The sequence below is a fragment of the Thauera chlorobenzoica genome (genome assembly GCF_001922305.1).
Classification (GTDB): Bacteria; Pseudomonadota; Gammaproteobacteria; order Burkholderiales; family Rhodocyclaceae; genus Thauera; species Thauera chlorobenzoica.
This window is the reverse complement of record NZ_CP018839.1, coordinates 3,347,676-3,366,960: the sequence shown is the minus strand read 5'-3', so window position 1 is coordinate 3,366,960 and position 19,285 is coordinate 3,347,676. Positions and strand designations below refer to the sequence as shown.

20 protein-coding genes and 1 tRNA gene are annotated in these 19,285 nt (G+C 63.5%); 15 read left to right on the top strand and 6 right to left on the bottom strand.

Annotated features, from left to right (window positions below; genetic code table 11):
* Positions 1–23: 23 nt before the first annotated feature.
* The 11 genes from Tchl_RS15735 to Tchl_RS15685 all read left to right on the top strand — a co-directional run bounded on the left by Tchl_RS15735 (position 24) and on the right by Tchl_RS15685 (position 11,111).
* On the top strand, positions 24–1,766 hold the full coding sequence (locus tag Tchl_RS15735) for a potassium/proton antiporter (protein WP_075149198.1): 1,743 nt from the start codon (positions 24–26) through the stop codon (positions 1,764–1,766).
* A 117-nt stretch (positions 1,767–1,883) separates the two neighbouring features.
* Complete coding sequence (gene folD / locus Tchl_RS15730; protein WP_075149197.1) at positions 1,884–2,771, top strand: bifunctional methylenetetrahydrofolate dehydrogenase/methenyltetrahydrofolate cyclohydrolase FolD; 888 nt, start codon at positions 1,884–1,886, stop codon at positions 2,769–2,771.
* A gap of 14 nt (positions 2,772–2,785) precedes the next feature.
* A complete protein-coding gene (purE, locus tag Tchl_RS15725; protein WP_075149196.1) occupies positions 2,786–3,277 on the top strand; it encodes a 5-(carboxyamino)imidazole ribonucleotide mutase in 492 nt (163 codons plus the stop codon).
* A gap of 10 nt (positions 3,278–3,287) precedes the next feature.
* Positions 3,288–4,454 carry a 5-(carboxyamino)imidazole ribonucleotide synthase gene (locus tag Tchl_RS15720; RefSeq protein WP_075149195.1) on the top strand — a complete coding sequence of 389 codons (1,167 nt, stop codon included), beginning with the start codon at positions 3,288–3,290 and terminating at the stop codon, positions 4,452–4,454.
* Positions 4,451–5,497 carry an L-threonylcarbamoyladenylate synthase gene (locus Tchl_RS15715; protein WP_075149194.1) on the top strand — a complete coding sequence of 349 codons (1,047 nt, stop codon included), beginning with the start codon at positions 4,451–4,453 and terminating at the stop codon, positions 5,495–5,497. The genes Tchl_RS15720 and Tchl_RS15715 overlap by 4 nt, the downstream gene beginning before the upstream one ends.
* Positions 5,498–5,583: 86 nt before the next feature.
* A tRNA-Ala gene (locus Tchl_RS15710) sits at positions 5,584–5,659 on the top strand.
* A gap of 534 nt (positions 5,660–6,193) precedes the next feature.
* Positions 6,194–7,864, top strand: coding sequence for a thiamine pyrophosphate-binding protein (locus tag Tchl_RS15705; protein ID WP_075149193.1), 1,671 nt, complete (start codon positions 6,194–6,196; stop codon positions 7,862–7,864).
* Between the two features lie 36 nt (positions 7,865–7,900).
* Positions 7,901–8,902, top strand: a complete 1,002-nt coding sequence (locus Tchl_RS15700; protein WP_075149192.1) for a TRAP transporter substrate-binding protein — start codon at positions 7,901–7,903, stop codon at positions 8,900–8,902.
* A 69-nt stretch (positions 8,903–8,971) separates the two neighbouring features.
* Entirely contained in the window at positions 8,972–9,460 is a 489-nt protein-coding gene (locus Tchl_RS15695; RefSeq protein WP_146060792.1) for a TRAP transporter small permease, read from the top strand.
* A gap of 3 nt (positions 9,461–9,463) precedes the next feature.
* Positions 9,464–10,744, top strand: coding sequence for a TRAP transporter large permease (locus Tchl_RS15690; protein WP_075149190.1), 1,281 nt, complete (start codon positions 9,464–9,466; stop codon positions 10,742–10,744).
* Between the two features lie 19 nt (positions 10,745–10,763).
* Positions 10,764–11,111, top strand: a complete 348-nt coding sequence (locus tag Tchl_RS15685; protein WP_075149189.1) for a RidA family protein — start codon at positions 10,764–10,766, stop codon at positions 11,109–11,111.
* 521 nt (positions 11,112–11,632) lie between these two features.
* Here Tchl_RS15685 and Tchl_RS15680 read toward each other — a convergent pair.
* The gene (locus Tchl_RS15680; RefSeq protein ID WP_146060793.1) at positions 11,633–12,034 is read right to left on the bottom strand and encodes a hypothetical protein; all 402 of its coding nucleotides are present in this window, start codon (positions 12,032–12,034) and stop codon (positions 11,633–11,635) included.
* A gap of 155 nt (positions 12,035–12,189) precedes the next feature.
* On the bottom strand, positions 12,190–13,179 hold the full coding sequence (locus tag Tchl_RS15675) for an AraC family transcriptional regulator (RefSeq protein WP_075149187.1): 990 nt from the start codon (positions 13,177–13,179) through the stop codon (positions 12,190–12,192).
* 402 nt (positions 13,180–13,581) lie between these two features.
* Here Tchl_RS15675 and Tchl_RS15670 point away from each other — a divergent pair, with 402 nt between their 5' ends.
* Genes Tchl_RS15670 through arfB form a run of 3 tightly spaced genes read left to right on the top strand, consistent with a single transcriptional unit; the run spans position 13,582 to position 15,116 of the window.
* Positions 13,582–13,842, top strand: coding sequence for a VF530 family protein (locus Tchl_RS15670; RefSeq protein ID WP_075149186.1), 261 nt, complete (start codon positions 13,582–13,584; stop codon positions 13,840–13,842).
* The gene (locus Tchl_RS15665; RefSeq protein ID WP_075149185.1) at positions 13,839–14,693 is read left to right on the top strand and encodes a PA4780 family RIO1-like protein kinase; all 855 of its coding nucleotides are present in this window, start codon (positions 13,839–13,841) and stop codon (positions 14,691–14,693) included. Before Tchl_RS15670 ends, Tchl_RS15665 begins: the two co-directional genes overlap by 4 nt.
* 18 nt (positions 14,694–14,711) lie before the next feature.
* The gene (gene arfB / locus Tchl_RS15660; protein WP_075149184.1) at positions 14,712–15,116 is read left to right on the top strand and encodes an alternative ribosome rescue aminoacyl-tRNA hydrolase ArfB; all 405 of its coding nucleotides are present in this window, start codon (positions 14,712–14,714) and stop codon (positions 15,114–15,116) included.
* Between the two features lie 53 nt (positions 15,117–15,169).
* Here the strand turns inward: arfB and Tchl_RS15655 are convergent, their stop codons facing one another.
* The 4 genes from Tchl_RS15655 to Tchl_RS15640 all read right to left on the bottom strand — a co-directional run bounded on the left by Tchl_RS15655 (position 15,170) and on the right by Tchl_RS15640 (position 18,443).
* Positions 15,170–15,535: a hypothetical protein gene (locus tag Tchl_RS15655; protein WP_075149183.1), complete on the bottom strand. Its 366-nt coding sequence runs from the start codon at positions 15,533–15,535 to the stop codon at positions 15,170–15,172.
* A gap of 261 nt (positions 15,536–15,796) precedes the next feature.
* Positions 15,797–16,240, bottom strand: a complete 444-nt coding sequence (locus tag Tchl_RS15650; RefSeq protein ID WP_002943438.1) for a DUF411 domain-containing protein — start codon at positions 16,238–16,240, stop codon at positions 15,797–15,799.
* A gap of 116 nt (positions 16,241–16,356) precedes the next feature.
* Positions 16,357–17,760: a heavy metal sensor histidine kinase gene (locus tag Tchl_RS15645; RefSeq protein ID WP_004357698.1), complete on the bottom strand. Its 1,404-nt coding sequence runs from the start codon at positions 17,758–17,760 to the stop codon at positions 16,357–16,359.
* A gap of 2 nt (positions 17,761–17,762) precedes the next feature.
* The gene (locus tag Tchl_RS15640; RefSeq protein WP_002943434.1) at positions 17,763–18,443 is read right to left on the bottom strand and encodes a heavy metal response regulator transcription factor; all 681 of its coding nucleotides are present in this window, start codon (positions 18,441–18,443) and stop codon (positions 17,763–17,765) included.
* A 186-nt stretch (positions 18,444–18,629) separates the two neighbouring features.
* On the opposite strand from Tchl_RS15640, the gene Tchl_RS15635 reads away from it, so the two are divergent.
* On the top strand, positions 18,630–19,079 hold the full coding sequence (locus tag Tchl_RS15635) for a hypothetical protein (protein ID WP_012586273.1): 450 nt from the start codon (positions 18,630–18,632) through the stop codon (positions 19,077–19,079).
* Positions 19,080–19,285 lie beyond the last annotated feature (206 nt).

Sequence of the window (19,285 nt, the reverse complement as noted above, 5' to 3'; positions counted from 1 at the left end):
ATTATTTCCACTGATCTCCCCGAATGACTGGAATCAACGCCTTTTTCCTGCTGACCGGGCTGTTGCTGTTCATCAGCGTGCTCGCCAGCACGGTGTCGGCGCGGCTGGGGCTGCCCCTGCTGCTGCTGTTCCTGGTGGTGGGGATGCTCGCCGGGGAGGGCGGCCCCGGCGGCATCGTCTTCGAAGACTTCTTCATCGCCTCCATGATCGGCCAGGCAGCGCTGGCGGTGATCCTGCTCGACGGCGGGCTGCGCACGCGGGTGAGCAGCTTTCGCGTCGGCCTGAAGCCGGCCGCGGTGCTGGCGACCTGGGGGGTGGTCGGCACCGCGGGGCTGCTCGGCGCCTTCGCCACCTGGCTGCTCGATGTGGACTGGCGCCTGGGCCTGCTGCTGGCGGCGATCGTCGGCTCCACCGATGCGGCGGCGGTGTTCGCGCTGCTGCGCAACAGCGGCGTACGGCTCAACGAGCGCGTGCAGGCGACGCTGGAGATCGAATCGGGCGCCAACGATCCGATGGCGATCCTGCTCGTCACCGCACTGGTGGGGATGCTGCTGGAGCCCGAAACGGCGACGCTGTCCGCTTTCGCGTGGATGCTCGCCAGCCAGCTCGGACTCGGGCTGCTCGCGGGCCTCGCCGGCGGATGGGTGCTGTCGCGGCTGATGGCGCGCCTGAACCTGGCCGAAGGCCTGTATGCATTGCTGATCCTGTCGGGCGGAGTGCTGGTGTTCGCCGCCACCAACCTCCTGAACGGCAGCGGTTTCCTCGCCGTGTACCTGGCCGGCGTGGTGGTGGGCAACCGCCGCAGCCACGCCACCGAGCACGTGCTGCGGGTGATGGACGGGCTGGCCTGGCTGGCCCAGGCCGGGATGTTCGTCGTGCTCGGCCTGCTGGTGACGCCGTCGCTGCTCCTTGATCACGCGCTCGAGGCGCTGGCGATGGCGGTGTTCCTGATGCTGGTCGCCCGCCCGCTGGCGGTGATGATCGGCCTGGCGCCGTTCCGGTACCGGCGCAACGAGCTGGCCTACGTCAGCTGGGTCGGGCTGCGCGGGGCCGTGCCGGTGGTGCTGGCGATCGTGCCGGTGGTGATGGGGGTGCCCGATTCGCGCCTGCTGTTCGATGTCGCCTTTGCGGTGGTGCTGCTGTCCCTGCTGGTGCAGGGGGCGACGGTGCCGGTGGTGGCGCGCTGGCTGAAGGTCGAAGTGCCGCCGCGCGACGAACCGCGTGACAAGCGTGAAGTGTGGGTCGATGACGAGGCTGCGGTCGATCTGCTCGAATACCGGGTCGCACCCGGAGCACGCGTCGAAGGTCGCCATCCGGACGAGGTCGCGGCCGAGTTCGGCAGCATCGGTGTGCGCTGCGTGGCCCTCGTCCGTGACGGTCACCTGCAGCGCCTGACGATGGATTCCCGGATGATTCCCGGCGACTCGGTGTGGTTCGTGGCCCCGGACGAGCTTGCCGAGCGGATCGCCCGCCTGTTTGGCGGCGCGGGCAACGAGCTGAGCGCGAACGCCAGCTTCTTCGGCGAATTCGTCGTTGACCCGGAATCCCTCGCGGGCGATCTCGCCGATGCCTATGGCCTGGTGCTCGAAGCGCAGGAACGGCACCTGTCGATGCGCGATCTGCTGCGCGCGCGCATCGGCCGCGTCGCCGTCGTTGGCGACCGCGTGCATGTCGGCGCCTTCATCCTCACCGTGCGCGAGATGAGCGTCGGCGGGGTGATCACCGCGATCGGCCTGAAATGCCCGCCTCCAATAGCCGGACACTGAGCTTTGCGGTCGGCGGCGGGCAGGAGCGCCTCCGGTGCCGCGCCGTCCAATCCCGGCCCGGGTGCGTCGCCGGCGCCGGCATGCTGTAAAATCCGCTTCTTTTTCGAGGCAGATCCGATGACCGCTCGCATCATCGATGGCAACGTCCTTTCGGCGCGTGTCCGTGGAGAAATCGCCGATCGTGCAGCGACACTCTCGGCACGTGGCGTACAACCCTGTCTGGCGGTCATCCTGGTCGGTGCCGATCCGGCTTCGGCCGTGTATGTGCGCAACAAGGTCGCGGCCTGCGAAAAGGCCGGCCTCCGCTCGCTGCGCTTCGATTACCCGCAGGATGCGGCCCCCGCCGAGGTCATGGCCCGGCTGGCCGAACTCAACGCCGACCCGGCGGTGCACGGCATCCTGGTGCAGCTTCCGTTGCCGCCGCAGTTCGACGAAACCGCCGTGCTCGAAGCCATCGACCTGGGCAAGGACGTCGACGGCTTCCACGCCGAAAACGTCGGCCGCCTGTCGCAGAACCGCGAAGCCTTCATCCCGTGCACGCCGCATGGGGTGATGAAAATGCTCGAAAGCGCGGCGGTGCCGGTGCAGGGGGCCGAGGCCGTGATCATCGGCCGCTCGAACATCGTCGGCAAGCCGATGGCGATGCTGCTGACCAATGCCGGCGCTACGGTCACCGTGTGCCACTCGAAGACGCGCGACCTCGCCTTCCACACCCGCCGCGCCGACATCCTGGTGGCGGCGATCGGCAAGCCGCGCTTCGTCACCGGCGACATGATCAAGCCCGGTGCCACCGTGATTGACGTCGGCATCAACCGCCTGCAGGACGGTCCGGATGCCGGCAAACTGTGCGGCGACGTCGACTTCGAGTCGGCCAGGGCGGTAGCCGGGGCAATCACTCCGGTGCCGGGCGGGGTCGGGCCGATGACCATCACCATGCTGCTGGAAAACACCGTGATCTCCGCCGAGCGTGCCGCACGCTCGCGCGAGCTCGCCCCCGGCACGTGAGCAAAGGACGCACAATGAGCGCACTTTCCCCCGCCGTCGGCATTATCATGGGGTCAAACTCCGACTGGCCGACGATGAAGGCCGCGGCCAAGGTGCTGGAGGAGTTCGGGGTGCCCTTCGAAGCCAGGGTCGTGTCCGCCCACCGCACTCCCGACCTGATGTTCGAATACGCCGCAACCGCGCGCGACCGCGGGCTGCGGGTGATCATCGCCGGCGCCGGCGGCGCCGCCCACCTGCCCGGGATGGTCGCAGCCAAGACCACGTTGCCGGTGCTGGGCGTGCCGGTGCAGTCGAAGGCGCTGTCGGGGCAGGATTCGCTGCTCTCCATCGTGCAGATGCCCAAGGGCGTCCCGGTCGCCACGTTCGCCATCGGTGAGGCCGGCGCGGCCAATGCCGGGCTGTTCGCAGTGGCCCTGCTCGCCAACGGCGATGCGTCGCTGGCCGACCGCCTCGCCGATTTCCGCGCCCGCCAGACGCAGGCGGTGCTCGCCATGACCCTGGATTGAGAGCCGCATCATGATCCTCCCGCCAGCCACCCTGGGCATGCTCGGCGGCGGCCAGCTCGGCCGTTTTTTCGTTTCCGCCGCACACGAGATGGGCTACAAGGTGTGGGTGCTCGATCCCGACCCGCACAGCCCCGCCGGCCTCATCGCCGACCGCCACCTGGTCGCCGCCTACGACGACTACGGCGCGCTCGACGCACTGGCGGCCGGATGTGCTGCGGTGACCACCGAATTCGAAAACGTTCCGGCCGACACCCTGGACTACCTCGGCAAGTTCATCCCCGTTCATCCGGCCGCAAGCGCGGTGGCGGTGTGCCAGAACCGTATCGCCGAAAAGACCTTCCTCGCCGACCATGGCCTGCCGCACGGGCCGTGCGCGGTGATTCGTGGTGAGGACGACATCCGCAGCGCGCCTGCCGCGCTGTTTCCGGCGGTGCTCAAGGTGGCGCGCTTCGGCTACGACGGCAAGGGTCAGGCCCGGGTTGCCGATGCCGAGGAGGCGCTGGCGGCCTTCCAGCATTTCAAGGGCGAACCTTGCGTGCTGGAGAAGATGCTGGCGCTCGACTGCGAAGTGTCGGTGGTGCTCGCGCGCGACGAGACGGGGGCGGTGCGCAGCTTTCCCGCGGGCGACAACCGCCACCGCAACGGCATTCTCGACGTCACCATCGCGCCGGCGCAGCTTGCTGCCAGCGAGGCGGGAGGTGTAGCGACGGAGGCGCAACGCATCGCCGAGCGCATCGCCGAGCGCCTCGGCTATGTCGGCACCCTGGGGGTGGAGTTCTTCGTCTGCGCCGGCGAGCTGTTTGTCAATGAGATGGCGCCGCGTCCGCACAACAGCGGCCACCACACCCTCGACGCCTGCGACGTCAGCCAGTACGAGCAGCAGGTCAGGGCGCTGTGCGGCCTGCCCCTGGCGGCGCCGCGCCAGCACTCGGCGGCGGTGATGGTGAATCTGCTCGGCGAGCTGTGGTACGCCGACGGCAAGGGCCACGGCGCTTACCGCGAGCCCGACTGGTCGGTGCTGCATGCCGTGCCCGGCCTGCGCCTGCACCTGTATGGCAAGCACCATGCGCGGCCGGGGCGCAAAATGGGGCACTTTACCGTGGTCGGCGACGATCCCGGTACAGTGCTGGAGCGCGCGCTGGGCGCGCGCGCGGCGATCGGCATCCGCGACGAATGAGTGGCACCCGGGCCAAACCCCGCGGCCGCATCGAGCCGCCGACCCTGGTCGCGATCCACGAGGCGGCGGACCTGCTGCGCGCCGGCGAACTCGTCGGCATGCCCACCGAGACGGTCTACGGCCTTGCCGCCGACGCCCTCGATGCCGAGGCCGTGCGCAGGATTTTCGCAGCCAAGGGCCGGCCGGCGGATCATCCGCTGATCGTCCATCTGCCCGGCGTCCAGCACCTGCCACGCTGGGCCACGGATATTCCCGGGGAGGCGCTCGCGCTCGCCCGCGCCTTCTGGCCCGGCCCGCTGACGCTGATCCTGAAGCGCGACCCGGCGGTCCCGGACGAGGTCACCGGCGGTCAGGACACCGTGGGCCTGCGCGTGCCCTCCCATCCGGTCGCGCTCGCCCTGCTGCAGGTTTTCGATTCGGGCATCGCCGCGCCCAGCGCCAACCGCTTCGGTCGCATCAGCCCCACCACCGCGCTGCATGTGAAGGACGAACTCGGCGACAAGGTGGCGATGGTGCTCGACGGCGGCCCCTGTGAGGTCGGCATCGAATCGACCATCGTCGATTTTTCGCGCGACCCGCCCGAGATCCTGCGCCCCGGCGCGATCACGTCCGACGACATCGCCCGCATCATCGGCCGTCGCCCGCGACTGCGCGGCGAGGCGGCAATCGAGCTGGCTGCGGCGCCGGCCGCAGAGGCCCCGGCACCGCGCGTCTCCGGCGCCCTCGCCGCCCATTACGCGCCGCGCACCCCGCTGCGCCTGGTGGCAGGCGAGCGCCTGGCGGGGGAAGCGGCCCTGCTCGCGGGCGAGGGCAGCCGCGTCGCCGTGCTCGCCCACCGTGCGCCCGATCCGCACGATTCGCGTCTGATCTGGCAGTCCGCACCGGCCGATGCCACCGCCTACGCTCGCGAACTCTATGCCAGCCTGCGCGCCCTCGACGCCCTTGACGCCGATTTCATCCTGATCGAAACCCCACCCGCCGGCCCCCACTGGCGTGCGATCACCGACCGCCTCGACCGCGCCGCCGCCGGCTCCGGCGGTTGAAACCCAACGAACCGAGAAGCCGGGTACGACCCTGTCGCAGGGGCTTCCTTTTCGGGGCGGGCTTGCCTATAATGCGCGCTCTTTCAGGGCCGATAGCTCAGCTGGGAGAGCGCTGCGTTCGCAATGCAGAGGTCGAGGGTTCGATCCCCTTTCGGTCCACCAATACCCTCAAAGCCCGGACTCGCTCCGGGCTTTGTCTTATCTGCCCGTAACGCCAGCACTGGCGCGGGTTCCAGCGATTCGTGCGGAAGGTGCGGGCGCGCCCGAAACCCTACATTCGTCATAAATTGCACAAAAATTAGGCAGAGAGGCTCTCTACTCTCTGTTGGTGCGAAAGGCGGTTTCGCACGCGACCTATACAAATCAATGGGTTACGAAGGGCGGTTTGAAGCGTGATTTGGCGGGCGCGGGCGACCGGGTTCGAGATTATGGTGCGAGCAAAATCGTCGTCGCTCTTTACTGGCGGTATCGTCCGGCCACACCATCCGTACAACTCGCGTTTTAGATGGTCCTAATCAACTGCCGATTGACGCGGTCTAGTGGACAGGAAGCTGGTGGATAAGGACAGATAGCCTGAAGGTCTGTCGATAGAAGCACCTCCCTTGCGCTTAGTGGATAGCGCGTCGCGCAAATCGGATTTCAGCCTTTTCAACGGCTCGTTACGATTCGTCAACACCACAGAAATCAAGACGAATCATGACCAATGCAGCCAAGGAAACTTTGGCCGTCCTGAAAGCGAACGGCATTAGTCAGGTTTTCGGTAATCCGGGAACCACCGAACTGCCTTTGCTTGACGGCTTCATCAGCGAAGAACTGTCTTTCCGTCTTTGCCTGCACGAAGGGGTTGCAACCTCGATGGCCGACGGGTACGGGCGTGCCAGCGGCACCACCGGTGTGGTGCTCGTGCACACGTCGGTTGGCACTGCCAACACCTTGGTACACATGATCAACGCCCACAGCGACCGAGTGCCTTTGCTCGTTATAGCCGGGGACAAGGATGATCGGCTTTCCGGGCGTGGTTGCTTCGTGGAGGTACCGGATATCACGGGCCTAGCGAGGCAATTTACAAAGGCGGCCTGGAGGGTGACGCTACCTGAGAAATTCCCTGAACTCACATACCGCGCCCTTAAGGAGGCCGCCACTCCAGCACGAGGGCCGGCTTTCCTTGCGGTGCCGGAGAATTACATGGGAGCAGATCTGCCGGAGAGCGCCAAGGGCGAATTTGCGCGGCCGGTGAAGTCTGCGTCTAGTCGTGTCCACCCGGACGATCTGCAGGACATTCTGGAAGTGCTGGCGACGGCGGAGCGACCGCTCTTAATCGCTGGTAATGAGGTTGGCCTCACGGGCGCGGCCGGGTGGCTGCAGGAATTGGCCGAAAGTTTGGCTGTGCCTGTGGTAGGGGAGGAGGTTTTCACGACGAACGCGGCGAACTTCCCCTCTGATCACATCTTTTACCATGGCAATTTCTCGCCTGTTCTGCCTGTAGTCCGCGACTGCGATGTTGTGGTGGCGTTTGGCGCGCGACTGTTTATGGAGTATGCGTATCCGGCAGAGCCGTATCTGCATCACGGCGTGCGGTTGTTTCAAGTTGGCAGTGACCCGCGCGAGTTCGGAAAGATTTACCCCGTCGAAAAAGCGCTCCTGGGTGCCCCCGATGCTGCCCTGCACGATCTCGTCTCCATGCTCAAACAACAGCGACCTGCGGCATTGGGGGCAGAGAGTCTTGCTAGGCGCCGCATCCGCGCTGCGCGGGGTGCAGCGCAAACATCTCCTATCGCGCGGCCCCTGCTTGATGAACGGCCGCCCGGCCGGGTTCGACTCATTGATCTCCTCACTGCGCTGGATACAGCACTTCCGGCTGACGGTGTAGTCGTCGATGAATCGGTCTTGTCGAAATTCCTGATGCTTCACCGCTTTTCGCTTACACGGGGCCGGGGATATTTTGGCACGTCAGGAGGAGGGCTAGGTTGGGGGCTGGGAGCAGCCTTGGGGGTTCAACTGGCCTTACCCAACCGCCGCGTTGCCGCCTTCGTCGGGGATGGGGGAACAATGTTCAGCATTCAGGGGCTATGGTCGGCGGCGCACATGCGCCTCCCTGTAGTCTTCGTGGTAGTGAACAACGGTGGATACATGGCCGTGCGACGTGGGCTTGGCGAGTTCAACCAGGCGGCGGTACGAACCGGGCGTTTTCCGGGTGCTTGGCTCGACGACCCGGCTATCGACTTCTGCACCGTGGCGCGCGGTCTTGGGGTCGCAGCGATGGTGGCCGACAGACCGGACACGTTGACGGACGTCTTGCAGACGGCCTTCGCATTGGAGAAACCGGTCTTAGTCGATGTCCGGATCGACCCATCAGAATACTACTGAAGCGGAAATGTGAAAACTTAGTATAAGGAGGAGGCTATGAACTGGACTAGAACAATATTCGCCGTCATTTCCGTCGCCCTTGCCGGGCTCTTCCTAGGCACGGCGTACGCGCAGAGTGACAGCTACCGATGGAAGCTTGCTCACCAATGGCCGACAGTCCACTACTATCACACGGCGGCGGAAACCTTTGTCAAACGCGTCGAGGAGCGGACTGAGGGACGGCTGCGCATCGACATCTACCCCGCAGGACAGTTGTTCGGCATGCGCGAAATTCCTGAGGCGCTCATCAATGGTTCGCTCGATCTGGGGATGGCGGCGGATGTCGGGTATTCTGGTTACGTCCCGACTGTCGCCGTCTTCGATTTGCCGATGCTGGTTCCCGACGGCGCAGCAATGTTCAGGCTGCTTAGCGGCGAATTCGGCGAGACGCTGGCCGCCGACCTTAAGGCCAAGGGGATGACCCATCTTGCATGGGTGGACTATGGCCCGATGAGCTTCCTGACCGGCAGTCGCGCTATCAATAAGCCGGAAGATCTAGAGGGACTGCGAATCACCGTACCGGGCGGCCTGTTTGCCGAGTCCGTAGCAGCGCTAGGTGGAACGCCGGTGTCGACCCCTCCGTCCGATCACTACATCGCACTTCAGCGCAACATCGTCTCCGGCATTCTCATTGGCCCGAGCAGCATGACGGCGCGAAAGCTACATGAGGCGCAGAAGAATTTCACAGCCGTCAATGTTGCTTGGCCGGTGCACATCATGACTGCCAATACGGCTGCGCTGGAATCGCTGCCAACCGAGTTGGCAAGCATCGTTCGCGAAGAGGCGCGCGCACTTCAAGATTGGGTGGCGGCGCAGACTGAAGAGCAGACGCAAAAGGCGATCGCAGCCATGTCTTCGGCCGGCATTGTGGTGCACAAGGTCCCGGCTGAGGAATTGCCACAATGGCGTGCGAAGCTGCTGCCCGTACATGAGAAGTTCGTTGGGCAGGCCGGTCCCGCGGGCAAAAAATTGCTCGATATGGCTACCGGGGGAAAATAAGTGGAACAAGAGCAGGTTGCGGCATGCTCACCGGAATTACCGGTGTCGGCGAGGGACCAAGGTAGATGCGTGTGGAGCATTCTGGATAGGTGGCTAGAAGGCATTGAGTTCTTCTTCTTCAGCCTGTCCGCTGCGGCGGTCGGTGTAATGACGTTGATGATCGGTGCCGATGTTGCCCTTCGCTTTTTCACCGGGGCAAGCCCAGGTTGGCTCTCGGATCTTCCCATCTTCCTCAACATCATGATGGCGTTTCTCGCCATGGCGTTTATGATGCGGCGCCGACAGCACATCGTTGTCGATTTACTGCTCGTCTACCTGTCGCCGAGCAAGCGCCGAGTGGCGCGGGTAGTGACACTGTGTATCGCCCAGCTATTTTTTGTCATCCTGCTATACGCGGGCACCCGCGTAGCCTGGCGCTCCTACGAACTCGGCAACGTCTCTTATACCGCCTTCGAGGTGCCGATGTTCATTCTCCAGTCCGCCATTCCACTTGGGGCCTTGCTCCTCGTGTGCGAGGGTATCTCGCAACTCATCAAGTTAATTCAAAGAGGAGATTGAGCGATGGATTACATCATCGCATTCGGCGGACTGATTTTGTTTCTCTTACTGGGCATGCCGGTGGCTTTTGCCCTCGGTGCAACAGCGGTGGTGATGCTGTTCTTGCACTCGGGCGATCTCCAGGGAACGACTCAGCTCGCTATTGCCGGATTCAAGGCGGTCGACTCCTTTGTTCTCGTGGCGTTGCCGCTTTATGTTCTGATGGGCGAGAGTTTCACCGCGGGCAGCAGCAGTCAGCGTCTGTATCGCAGCGCAACCGCCCTGACGCAGCATTTACGCGCCGGGCTCGGAATCGCCACTATTTCCAGTTGCGGAGTGTTCGCCGCCATCTCAGGCTCCAGCATGACCAACGCGGTCACTCTGGGCCGTATTACGATACCCGAGATGCGTGCGCGAGGTTACGACAAAGAGTTAGCAGCCGGTCTCGTAGCAAGTGGCGGTACTCTCGGCATGCTGATTCCGCCGAGCCTCGCGTTTATCCTTTACAGCGCACTGACCGACACCTCGGTGCGCGCTCTGTTTGCCGCGGGCCTGGTTCCCGGTCTGTTGCAGTTAGGGCTTACCATCCTGTTCCTTTTGCTTCTGGCGCGAGTGCCCCAACCCCTACCTCAGGTTCCGTGGGCTGAACGATTCGTAGCGTTGACCGCAGCCGGCTGGGCACTAGCGCTGCCGATCATTGTACTCGGCGGGATATACGGCGGCGTGTTCACTGCAACGGAGGCGGCTGCGGTCGGTGCTATCTACGTCATTATGGTGAACATCCTGACCGACCGGCGATTCGAACCGCGCGCGTTCTGGCAGACACTTCTACGCACTGTCGAGAACTCGGCTCGCCTTCTCAGCATCGTCATCGGTTCCTCGCTCCTGGGACACGCGATGATCGTGATGCAGATTCCGCAAGAGATCACGGCTGCGGTTGTTTCGTTCGAACTGGCGCCGCTCCTAATCCTAGTCGGAATTTTGCTCGTTCTGACGTTGCTTGGTTGTTTCCTCGACCCGATTTCCATTACGCTAATTGCCGTACCCATCGTCTTTCCAGTCGTCACCGCAATGGGTTTCGATCCTATCTGGTTCGGCGTTCTCCTGGTGATGAATCTGGAACTGGGTATGATCACCCCGCCCATCGGCATGAACTTGTTTGCGATTCAGAGCATCGTGCACGATTTGCGCAGTAGCGAGATGTGGCGTGCGGCGCTGCCTTTCGCAGGCATCTCAGTGCTGTCCATCGCCATCGTGTTTATGTTCCCAGCGGTGGCAATGTGGCTGCCAGGAATTTTGAAATGATTATGTTGCAGAGGTATCCATGACTATTCTGAGAAAACAGACTTCGCCCCGCATGAGCCAGGTGGTCGTTCACGGAGATACCGTGTATCTGGCGGGGCAGGTCCCCGATGATTTTACTGCGCCTGTTGCTGAGCAGACCCGTCAAGTACTTTCTCGCATCGACCGTCTGTTGGGCGAGGTTGGCAGTGAGCGCTCGAAGATCCTGTCGGCCCAAGTTTGGCTGGCGGACATCGGTGATTTCGATGCGATGAACGAGATATGGGAGGCGTGGGTCGATCATGACAGTCCGCCTGCCCGTGCCACCTGTGCCGTGGTGTTGGCTCACCCCGCCATTCGCGTTGAAGTCATTGTGGTCGCGGCGCTCTGAATATCCGTCCACCGGGTCAATGAATTGTCCCAAGGCGTGTCGGTGCTCAGGGCAGCCGCAGCTTCATATTTACCATTATGGACCAGTCAGTCGTCTGCCCAAGGTGGTAGCGGTTTGCACAAATTTTGTGCAGCCTGCGGCCGCTTTCTGCGGCGAAACCACTGCCGCGGCTTGCATCACTGACATGGGTCTATTCCAGTATGGGTAACTGAGGCAGCCCTGTGTCGTTGCGGACCATGGTGTTGATCGTGGACAGCGGCTTGCGCGTGCCGGCGACCAGGGCGGCATTGGGCAGTTTGCCGACTGCATGGAGACGCTGGTAGAAGGCTTTGATGCCGGGGTTGTGCAGTGAAGCGGGCAAGGTGGCAATGTAGAGGACGCAGCAAATCTGGAAGCGCCCGACCTGGATGTAGCGTCGTCCACGGATTGCAGCCGAGTCGTGGGTTGGTCAATCGGCAGCACCCCGGCGAGTGTGGCGATCTGGCGCCGGTTGAGCGGTCCGAACTCAGGCAGATCAGCAATTAGGGCGGCGCTGGCAGCCGGGTCGATGCCGCTGGCCGAGCGCAGCAGCTTCTCGAGCGCCCCGTAGTGCTCGCGCACATGTCCGGCAATTTGCGCTTCGACCTTGTTGTCGAGCGCGCGCGGATGGACTCGATCATGGCTTCGATGTTCGGACGCACCATGGGCATCTCCAACTGCAGGCGCTGGCGCTCGGACACCAGAACGGTCAGCAACCGGTGCCGACGCGCGACCATCGCTGCGATGGCTTGTTGCTGGGCGTTGGCGATCAGTTGGATTAAGCTGTCCAGATCCTCACAGCGCACCAGCACCGCTGTGAATTGAGGTTGCAGAACCCTTGCTTGTTCATACGCGCTCGGTTGAACTGGGGCGCGTGGCCGTTTGGCCTTGAGGAAAGCCAGCACGCTGACAGTGCGCTCTGTACTCAGAGACTGGCTCGAACACCCAAGCCGATGTCAAGCTGCACGGGCCGGTCTGGCACCTTAACGACGTCCAGACTCTACCGAACTGGCCGGGCTCAAACATACGAGTCGCACCGGGGGAACGCAGTAGAGTAGGTCTACCTTGAGCGTCCTGAAGCGCGACGGAAGGTCTCGGAGGGTGTTTCGCCGAAACGAACCTTGTAGCTCTGGGCGAAGCGGCCTAGATGAAAAAAACCGCAACGCAATGCTACCTCGGTGACGCTGTCGTGCGGCCGTCCTTCTTGCAATGTGCGTCGTGCGAGCTCGAGACGGCGTTCGGTGACAAATGCTATCGGCGATACACCGCGGTAGCGCTTGAAGCCTTCCTGCAAGGACCGGGGGGATACCCCTGCAACTTGGCTGAGCGTCTGGAGGGTGAGGGCTTGAAACGGATTGGCGGCGATATAGTCCTCGACCCGGCGGATGCAGGCGGGGGCGGCAGAGCCGGCAGGCGTCGTGAGCGCGTCACTGTAGGAATGCGGTTGAATAGTGAGTAGTGCGTTCATGAGAAGTTCCTCGATGCGGCGCCTCGCTTCCGGCGTGGCGATCAAGGCGGAATTTCCGCTCAGCTCACTTAGCAGAAAATCGACCATATGACGCCAGCTGAGTGCCGGGCCTCGTTCGACGTTCATTAGTGGTTCGAATTCGATCGGCCGATCCAACGGCCGGCCCAGCAGTTGCGCGAGGTGCCGCTCCAGCGCGCACCGGTCGATTTTCACGGTCAGTTTGCGGCATCCATCGAGCCATGTCGTGCGCAGCGGGCGGGTAGGTGACTGCACCGAGGCATAGCCTGGACGCGAGACGATATCCTGGCCCGCTATGTGCACTAGGGTTTTCCCAGCCTGCGGCATTCCAACCAGATAAAAACTTTCCAGCGCACCCGGGTCGATTACCACATCGCCCCCGTATTCGGCATACATCACTGACGTGTCGCCTAGATTGACATACTGGTAGCGCACATCGAAGGCGGCGCGCGGATTGGGTGATGTCAGGCGGTGCGGACTCAGGATGCGGCCGACTTGCTCCCTCGCTTCTTCAAGATCGCGCGTGCGAAACAGCTCGTAGCGGGCAAGCAATTGCGCGTTCATGGCTTACCGACGGCATGGGTAGCCAGGAGCATATTGGTTGAGAAGACGACCTCTAGATTACGATTCATCGCGTCTCATAATACCCATGATTTTTTGTTGTACATCGTACACTGTACAAAGGAGAGGTTGAAGCATGAATCGCCCCTGGTTTCACACGTTCGTCATAAACTGCACAAAAATTAGGCAGAGAGGCTCTCTACTCTCTGTTGTGGTGCGAAAGGCGGTTTCGCACGCGCCCTATACAAAACAATGGTTTACGAAGGGCAGTTTGGATCGTGATTTGGCGGGCGCGGGCGACCGGGTTCGAAATTTGAGCGGAGCGAAACCGTCGTGGCCGCGTCGCGAGTTACCACGTGGTCCAATCGACCCATACCACCGCCGGCCCGGACGCGAGAGAACGCGATGACCGCACCTCAACCCAACAATCCCCTGCACGGCCTCACGCTGGAGCGGATCCTCAACGAACTGGTGGCGTGCTACGGCTGGGCGGCGCTCGGACGGCAGATCGACATCCGCTGCTTCAACCACGAGCCGAGCCTCGCCTCGAGCCTCAAGTTCCTGCGCCGCACGCCGTGGGCGCGCGAACAGGTGGAGGCGCTGTATCTTGATATGCTGCGCGCTGCCCCCGACCGCAACACATCCAGGACCCGACCCAACACGTGAAGACCCCGAGCAGAATCGAACCGCTGGTGGCCGACGGGCTCGTCGATGCCGTCCTGCGTCAGCTCATGAGCGGTAAGGAGGCCATGGTCTATGTCGTGCAGTGTGGCGAGGAGCTGCGCTGCGCCAAGGTGTACAAGGAAGCCAACAAGCGCGGTTTCCACAAGGCGGCTGACTACACCGAGGGGCGCAAGGTCAAGAACAGCCGCCAGGCGCGCGCGATGGCCAAGGGCTCACGCTACGGGCGGCAGGAACAGGAAGCCGCGTGGCAGCACGCCGAGGTCGACGCGCTGCGCCTGCTCGCCGCGGCCGGGGTGCGCGTGCCGACCCCGTACGACTTTCACGAGGGCGTGCTGCTGATGGGGCTGGTGACCGACGAGGACGGCGAACCGGCACCGCGGCTCAACGACGTCGTGCTCAGCGAGGACGACGCGCGGCGCTACCACGCCGATCTCGTGCGCCAGGTCGTACGCATGCTGTGCGCCGGCATCGTCCATGGGGATCTGTCCGAATACAACGTGCTCGTCGACCGCGACGGGCCGGTGATCATCGATCTACCGCAGGCTGTCGACGCCGCCGCCAACAACAATGCGCGCGCCATGCTCGAGCGCGACGTCGACAACCTCGCCGCCTACTTCGGCCAGTTCGCCCCCGAGCTGCGCGACACCGAGTACGGCAAGGAGATTTGGTCGCTGTACGAATCCGGCAGGCTGCAGCCCGACAGTGAGCTCACCGGGGTCTTCAACGCTGAAGACAGACTCGCCGATCTCGAGGAAGTCATGCAGATCATCGAGGCGGCGCGCAAGGAAGAGGCGGCGCGCCAGGCGGGCAGGGTGGCGGCAGGCAACGCCTGATCCGCAAGGCGGACACCGATGCGCCCCCATGTGACCGTCTCGCCCGACGAAGTCGAAATCACCGCGATCCGCGCCCAGGGTGCGGGCGGGCAGAACGTGAACAAGGTGTCGAACGCGGTGCATCTGCGCTTCGACATCGCCGCTTCATCCTTGCCGGAGGAGATCCGGACACGGCTGCTGCAACTGGGCGACCAGCGCATCAGCAAGGACGGGGTGGTGATCATTAAGGCGCAGAAGTTCCGTAGCCTGGAGAAGAACCGAGCCGAGGCGCTGCGGCGGCTGGAAGAACTGATCAACCGCGTTGCCACACCGCCCAAGGTCCGCCGCGCCACGCGGCCGACGCGTGCCTCCGTTACCCGGCGCCTGGAGGGCAAGGCGCGGCGCGCAGCGGTGAAAGCGGGGCGGGGGAAGGTGGGCGAGTAGGGCGGGCTGCGGGCGCAGGGCGCATCGTGGCGCGTGCGGTGAACGACAACGAGTCAGGCGCCGTCGAGTAGCCGCACGCATTCCGCCATCAGCGAGCGGGCCACATCGGATTCGTAGTTGGGGTCGAGGGCTTCCATCATCTCGTGCGCCGTGTGTAGCCCCGCCTCGCGCGATAGCGAGCCGGCAATCTGGCGGGCGAGTTCATCACTGAGTTCCGACAGGTGATGCCGATCGGCCGGCGAGAGACTGCGCCCGCTGCGGCCGAGCCAGTCTGCGACGAGACTCGCGCCCTGCGCCGCGGTAGGCCACTGGCCGTGGTCATAGAAGACCGACAGGCGCTCGGCCGTCAAGGCGAAGACCAGCGCAGCGCGAGTGCCCCGGCTGTTAGGGGGTGGAGCGGAGGGATGCTGTGGATGCATTGGTTTGCTTCGTGCGGAGGGTTGTAACGTAGCACGGACGGTGCCAGCCAGTGGATCAGGCTTTTCACGGTGGGAGGTCGCGACGGTATTGGTATGTCCAACGTCGGCGGACGGCCATTTGCTGCCACACATGGTAGTAGCAGAGTCGTCATTCGAGCGACCGGTGAGATCCGAAACCAGCCCTAGAGCGAGCTGAGGCCAGCGTGGTTCGTAAGTCGGCCGGCACTGCGCTCATAAAGTCGATACTCACCAGCTCTGCCGTCAGTGTCGGGCAAAAACCCTCGCGCTTCCGTCAAGCCCGACCAGAAGCGTCTCATAGGGTTGCGGGGTCGAGGTCTCCATGCCGGGCGACCCCTGCGGCATGCCTGGCGTAGCCAGTCCGATTGCCTTTGGGGACTCGGCGAGAAGCCGTCGGATGTCGTCCGCAGGGACGTGCCCCTCGACGGAATAGGAACCTACCTTGGCCGTGTGACACGAGCCGTATTGGTCCGGCATGCCCAGTGCCTTGCGGGCTGCGGGGACATCATCGACGTCTTTCGTCACGACATCGAAGCCGTTCTTTCTCAGGTGCTCGACCCATTTCCCGCAGCACCCGCAGTAAGCGCTCTTGTAGACCTCTACGCGTACGGGCCCCTGCGCAAACGCTGCGCCGCTCACGATCATCAGGCTTGCCACGAGCCCGCCGAGCAAAGTTTTCGTCTTCATGTTCGTCTTCCGGTTGATGGCGTCGAGGCATAGTTTGGCACTTTGAGCCCAACGGGAAGCTGACCTCAAAATTACATTTCCGTCAGACAGCCGGGACCCCGGTCGACTTTGCAGGATCAGGAAGGCGATGAGGCTTCATTGCGAGGCAAGGTGATCGTGAAGCAGGTGACACCTTCAGCGGAGCGCGCAGTGATGTGACCCCCGTGGGCCTGGACGATGGAACGCGTGATCGCAAGTCCGAGCCCTGCGCCTTCACCGCGAGATTCGCGCTGGGCGCTACCGCGATGGAAGCGTTCGAAGATCCGTTCGATCTGATCGGCGGGTATCGGGTCGCCGACATTAGAGACGGCGAGACGGACGCCGGCTGCGTCCGCGTCAATCCTGATCGTGATCTGCCCCTCTTTCGGTGTGTGACGAAGCGCATTCGAGATCAGGTTCGACAGCGCGCGCCGCAGCATCAGGCGATCACCCTGAACGCTCGCTTGGCCCTGGCGCACGATGCGGACCTGGCGCTCGTCGGCCAGCGCCTCGTAGAAGTCGATCAGTGCGTCTGCCTCGCGGGCCAGGTCGATCGCCTCGCCCGCGTGCGCGAGGGTGTTCTCGTCGGCCTTGGCGAGGAACAGCATGTCGCTGACCATGCGCGCGATGCGCTCGTATTCCTCGAGGTTCGAGGCCAGGATGTCCTGGTATTCGTCGAGAGTGCGCGGCCGCGACAGCGCGACCTGGGTCTGGGTCATCAAGTTCGAGATCGGCGTACGCAGTTCGTGGGCTATATCCGCCGAATAATCGCCGAGCCGCTGGAAAGCGGCTTCGAGCCGAGCGAGCATGCCATTGAAGGCTTCGACGTGGTCGCGCACTTCCAGCGGCGCATCATCGATGGCGAGACGCTGGCCGAGTTGCCTTGCCGACAGCCGACGGGCAGTTTCGGTGACCCGGCGCAGGGGGGCGAGGCCCCGGTGCGCAGCAAACCAGCCGAATAGCGCCGCCGCCAAGGCAGCGACGAAGACGCCCGCCCAAGTTGCATGACGTACCGACGCGAGGAAGTGGACGTGATGCGACAGATCCACTGCGACCAGCGCCTCGATCGTCTGCTCCTTCGCCCCAAGGCTCGGTAGCGCGATGCTGACCTCGAGCCCTCGATGGGGGCGCTCATCCACGGTCCAGTCGGTTAACGCGCGTGAAAGGGGTTCGCCTGCCCGCTGGGAGGCGGTGAAATGCTCGGGATGGATGATGTACAGGACGCGTCCCTCGACGTCGCGAACCAGGACACCGACACTTTCATGTCCAACGAAGGAGCGTTCGAGCGCCTCAATGCGTTCCGATCGCCCCCCAGTCGCATCAACACTTTGCAGCGCGTTGCGGATGAGCGTGACCTTGCCCTGCAACTCGTGCATGTCCAGCTCCTGGAAATGCATGTCCAACATGCGCCCAAAGAGCATCGCTGCCAGCACAAGCAGGCTCGCAGCGAGGACGGCAAATAGTGTTGCCAGTCTCGCCGTCAGCGAGTGAATGCGGATCATCGTCAGATCGGCTCCATCGCCTCAAGCACGTAGCCCATACCCCGCACGGTGTGGATCAGCTTCGGCTCAAAGGGGTCGTCGACCTTTACGCGCAACCTGCGCACGGCAACTTCGATCACGTTCGTGTCGCTGTCGAAGTTCATATCCCACACCTGCGAAGCGATGAGTGAGCGGGGCAATACTTCACCCTTGCGTCGCAGGAGCAGTTCAAGCAAGGCAAACTCCTTGGCGGTCAGATCGATGCGCTGCCCGCATCGGTTCACCCGGCGGCGAAGCAAATCGAGCTCCAGGTTCGCTGAGCGCAGGGTCTCCGGTTCGTGGTTTCTTCCCCTGCGCAGCAGCGTGCGAACGCGCGCGAGAAACTCGGAAAACGCGAAGGGCTTGACCAGGTAATCGTCGGCGCCGAGCTCAAGACCACGGACCCGATCCTCAACTTGGTCACGGGCAGTCAGGAACAACACGGGGGTCTCACGACTGCTGCGACGCAGTGTTTGCAGGATGCCCCAGCCGTCCAGCCTTGGCAGCATCACGTCGAGCACGACCAGGTCGTAGTCACCGTTAAGGGCGAGGTGGAGCCCATCGAGGCCATCTCTTGCAAGGTCGACGACGAACCCGGCTTCGGTGAGCCCCTGGCGGAGGTAGTCGCCGGTCTTCACTTCGTCTTCGACGATCAGAATTTTCATTGTTTCGCTCCTACGCGCTTCGTGCTGCCTGTGCCCGATTTTGCGCCCGGGGTGCTGGATAACCCCCGGGCTTACAGAAATGTAATTTCCAGGTCAGGCCAACGACAGGCAGGCGGGCGCAAGATGCTCTGCGTGGCACAGCGTTCCGTACCGCGACGGAACCCCGCGACCAATGGGAGATCGATCATGAAACTGCGTTTGTACCGTCTCGCCGGGCTCATGCCCGTCGTCGCTCTGGCTGCAGCCTTGCATGGCAGTCCGGTCGTCGCGCAGACGACCGATCCGGTGCAGGCCTGGCCGCCCGCAGCGAGTGTCCCCGCGCTTCAGGAACGTATGAAGTCGATCCGTGCCGAGACCAACCCGGAACGTCGCATGGCCCTGATGGAAGAGCAGGTCAAGGCCCTGGAGGCTGCATCGCAGGGCACGCCCACTGGTTGCCCGATGATGGGGGGGCAGATGGGGGCTGGTCCGATGATGAAGGGTGGTGGTCCTGGACCCGGGGCTGGACCCATGGGCGGCATGATGATGGATCCCAAGCTCATGCAGGAGCACATGAAGATGATGCAAGAGCACATGGGCATGATGCAGAACATGATGAAGATGCATCCGGCCGCCAAGCCGGCGATGCCCAACTGAGCATCGGGACGCGGAGCGGCGACCTCGTCGATCGCCCCGCGTCCGATTCATCACAAGACCAACAAAGAGACATTCCCCATGCAGAGACGACTCATCCACCTCGGTGGAGGATTGGCCGTCGCCGTGGCGCTCGTGTCGGGCGCGCAGGCCGAGCCCTCCTCTCCGTCTAATCCCGCTGACCACGCGCCTGCCGCGACCCAGTCTGG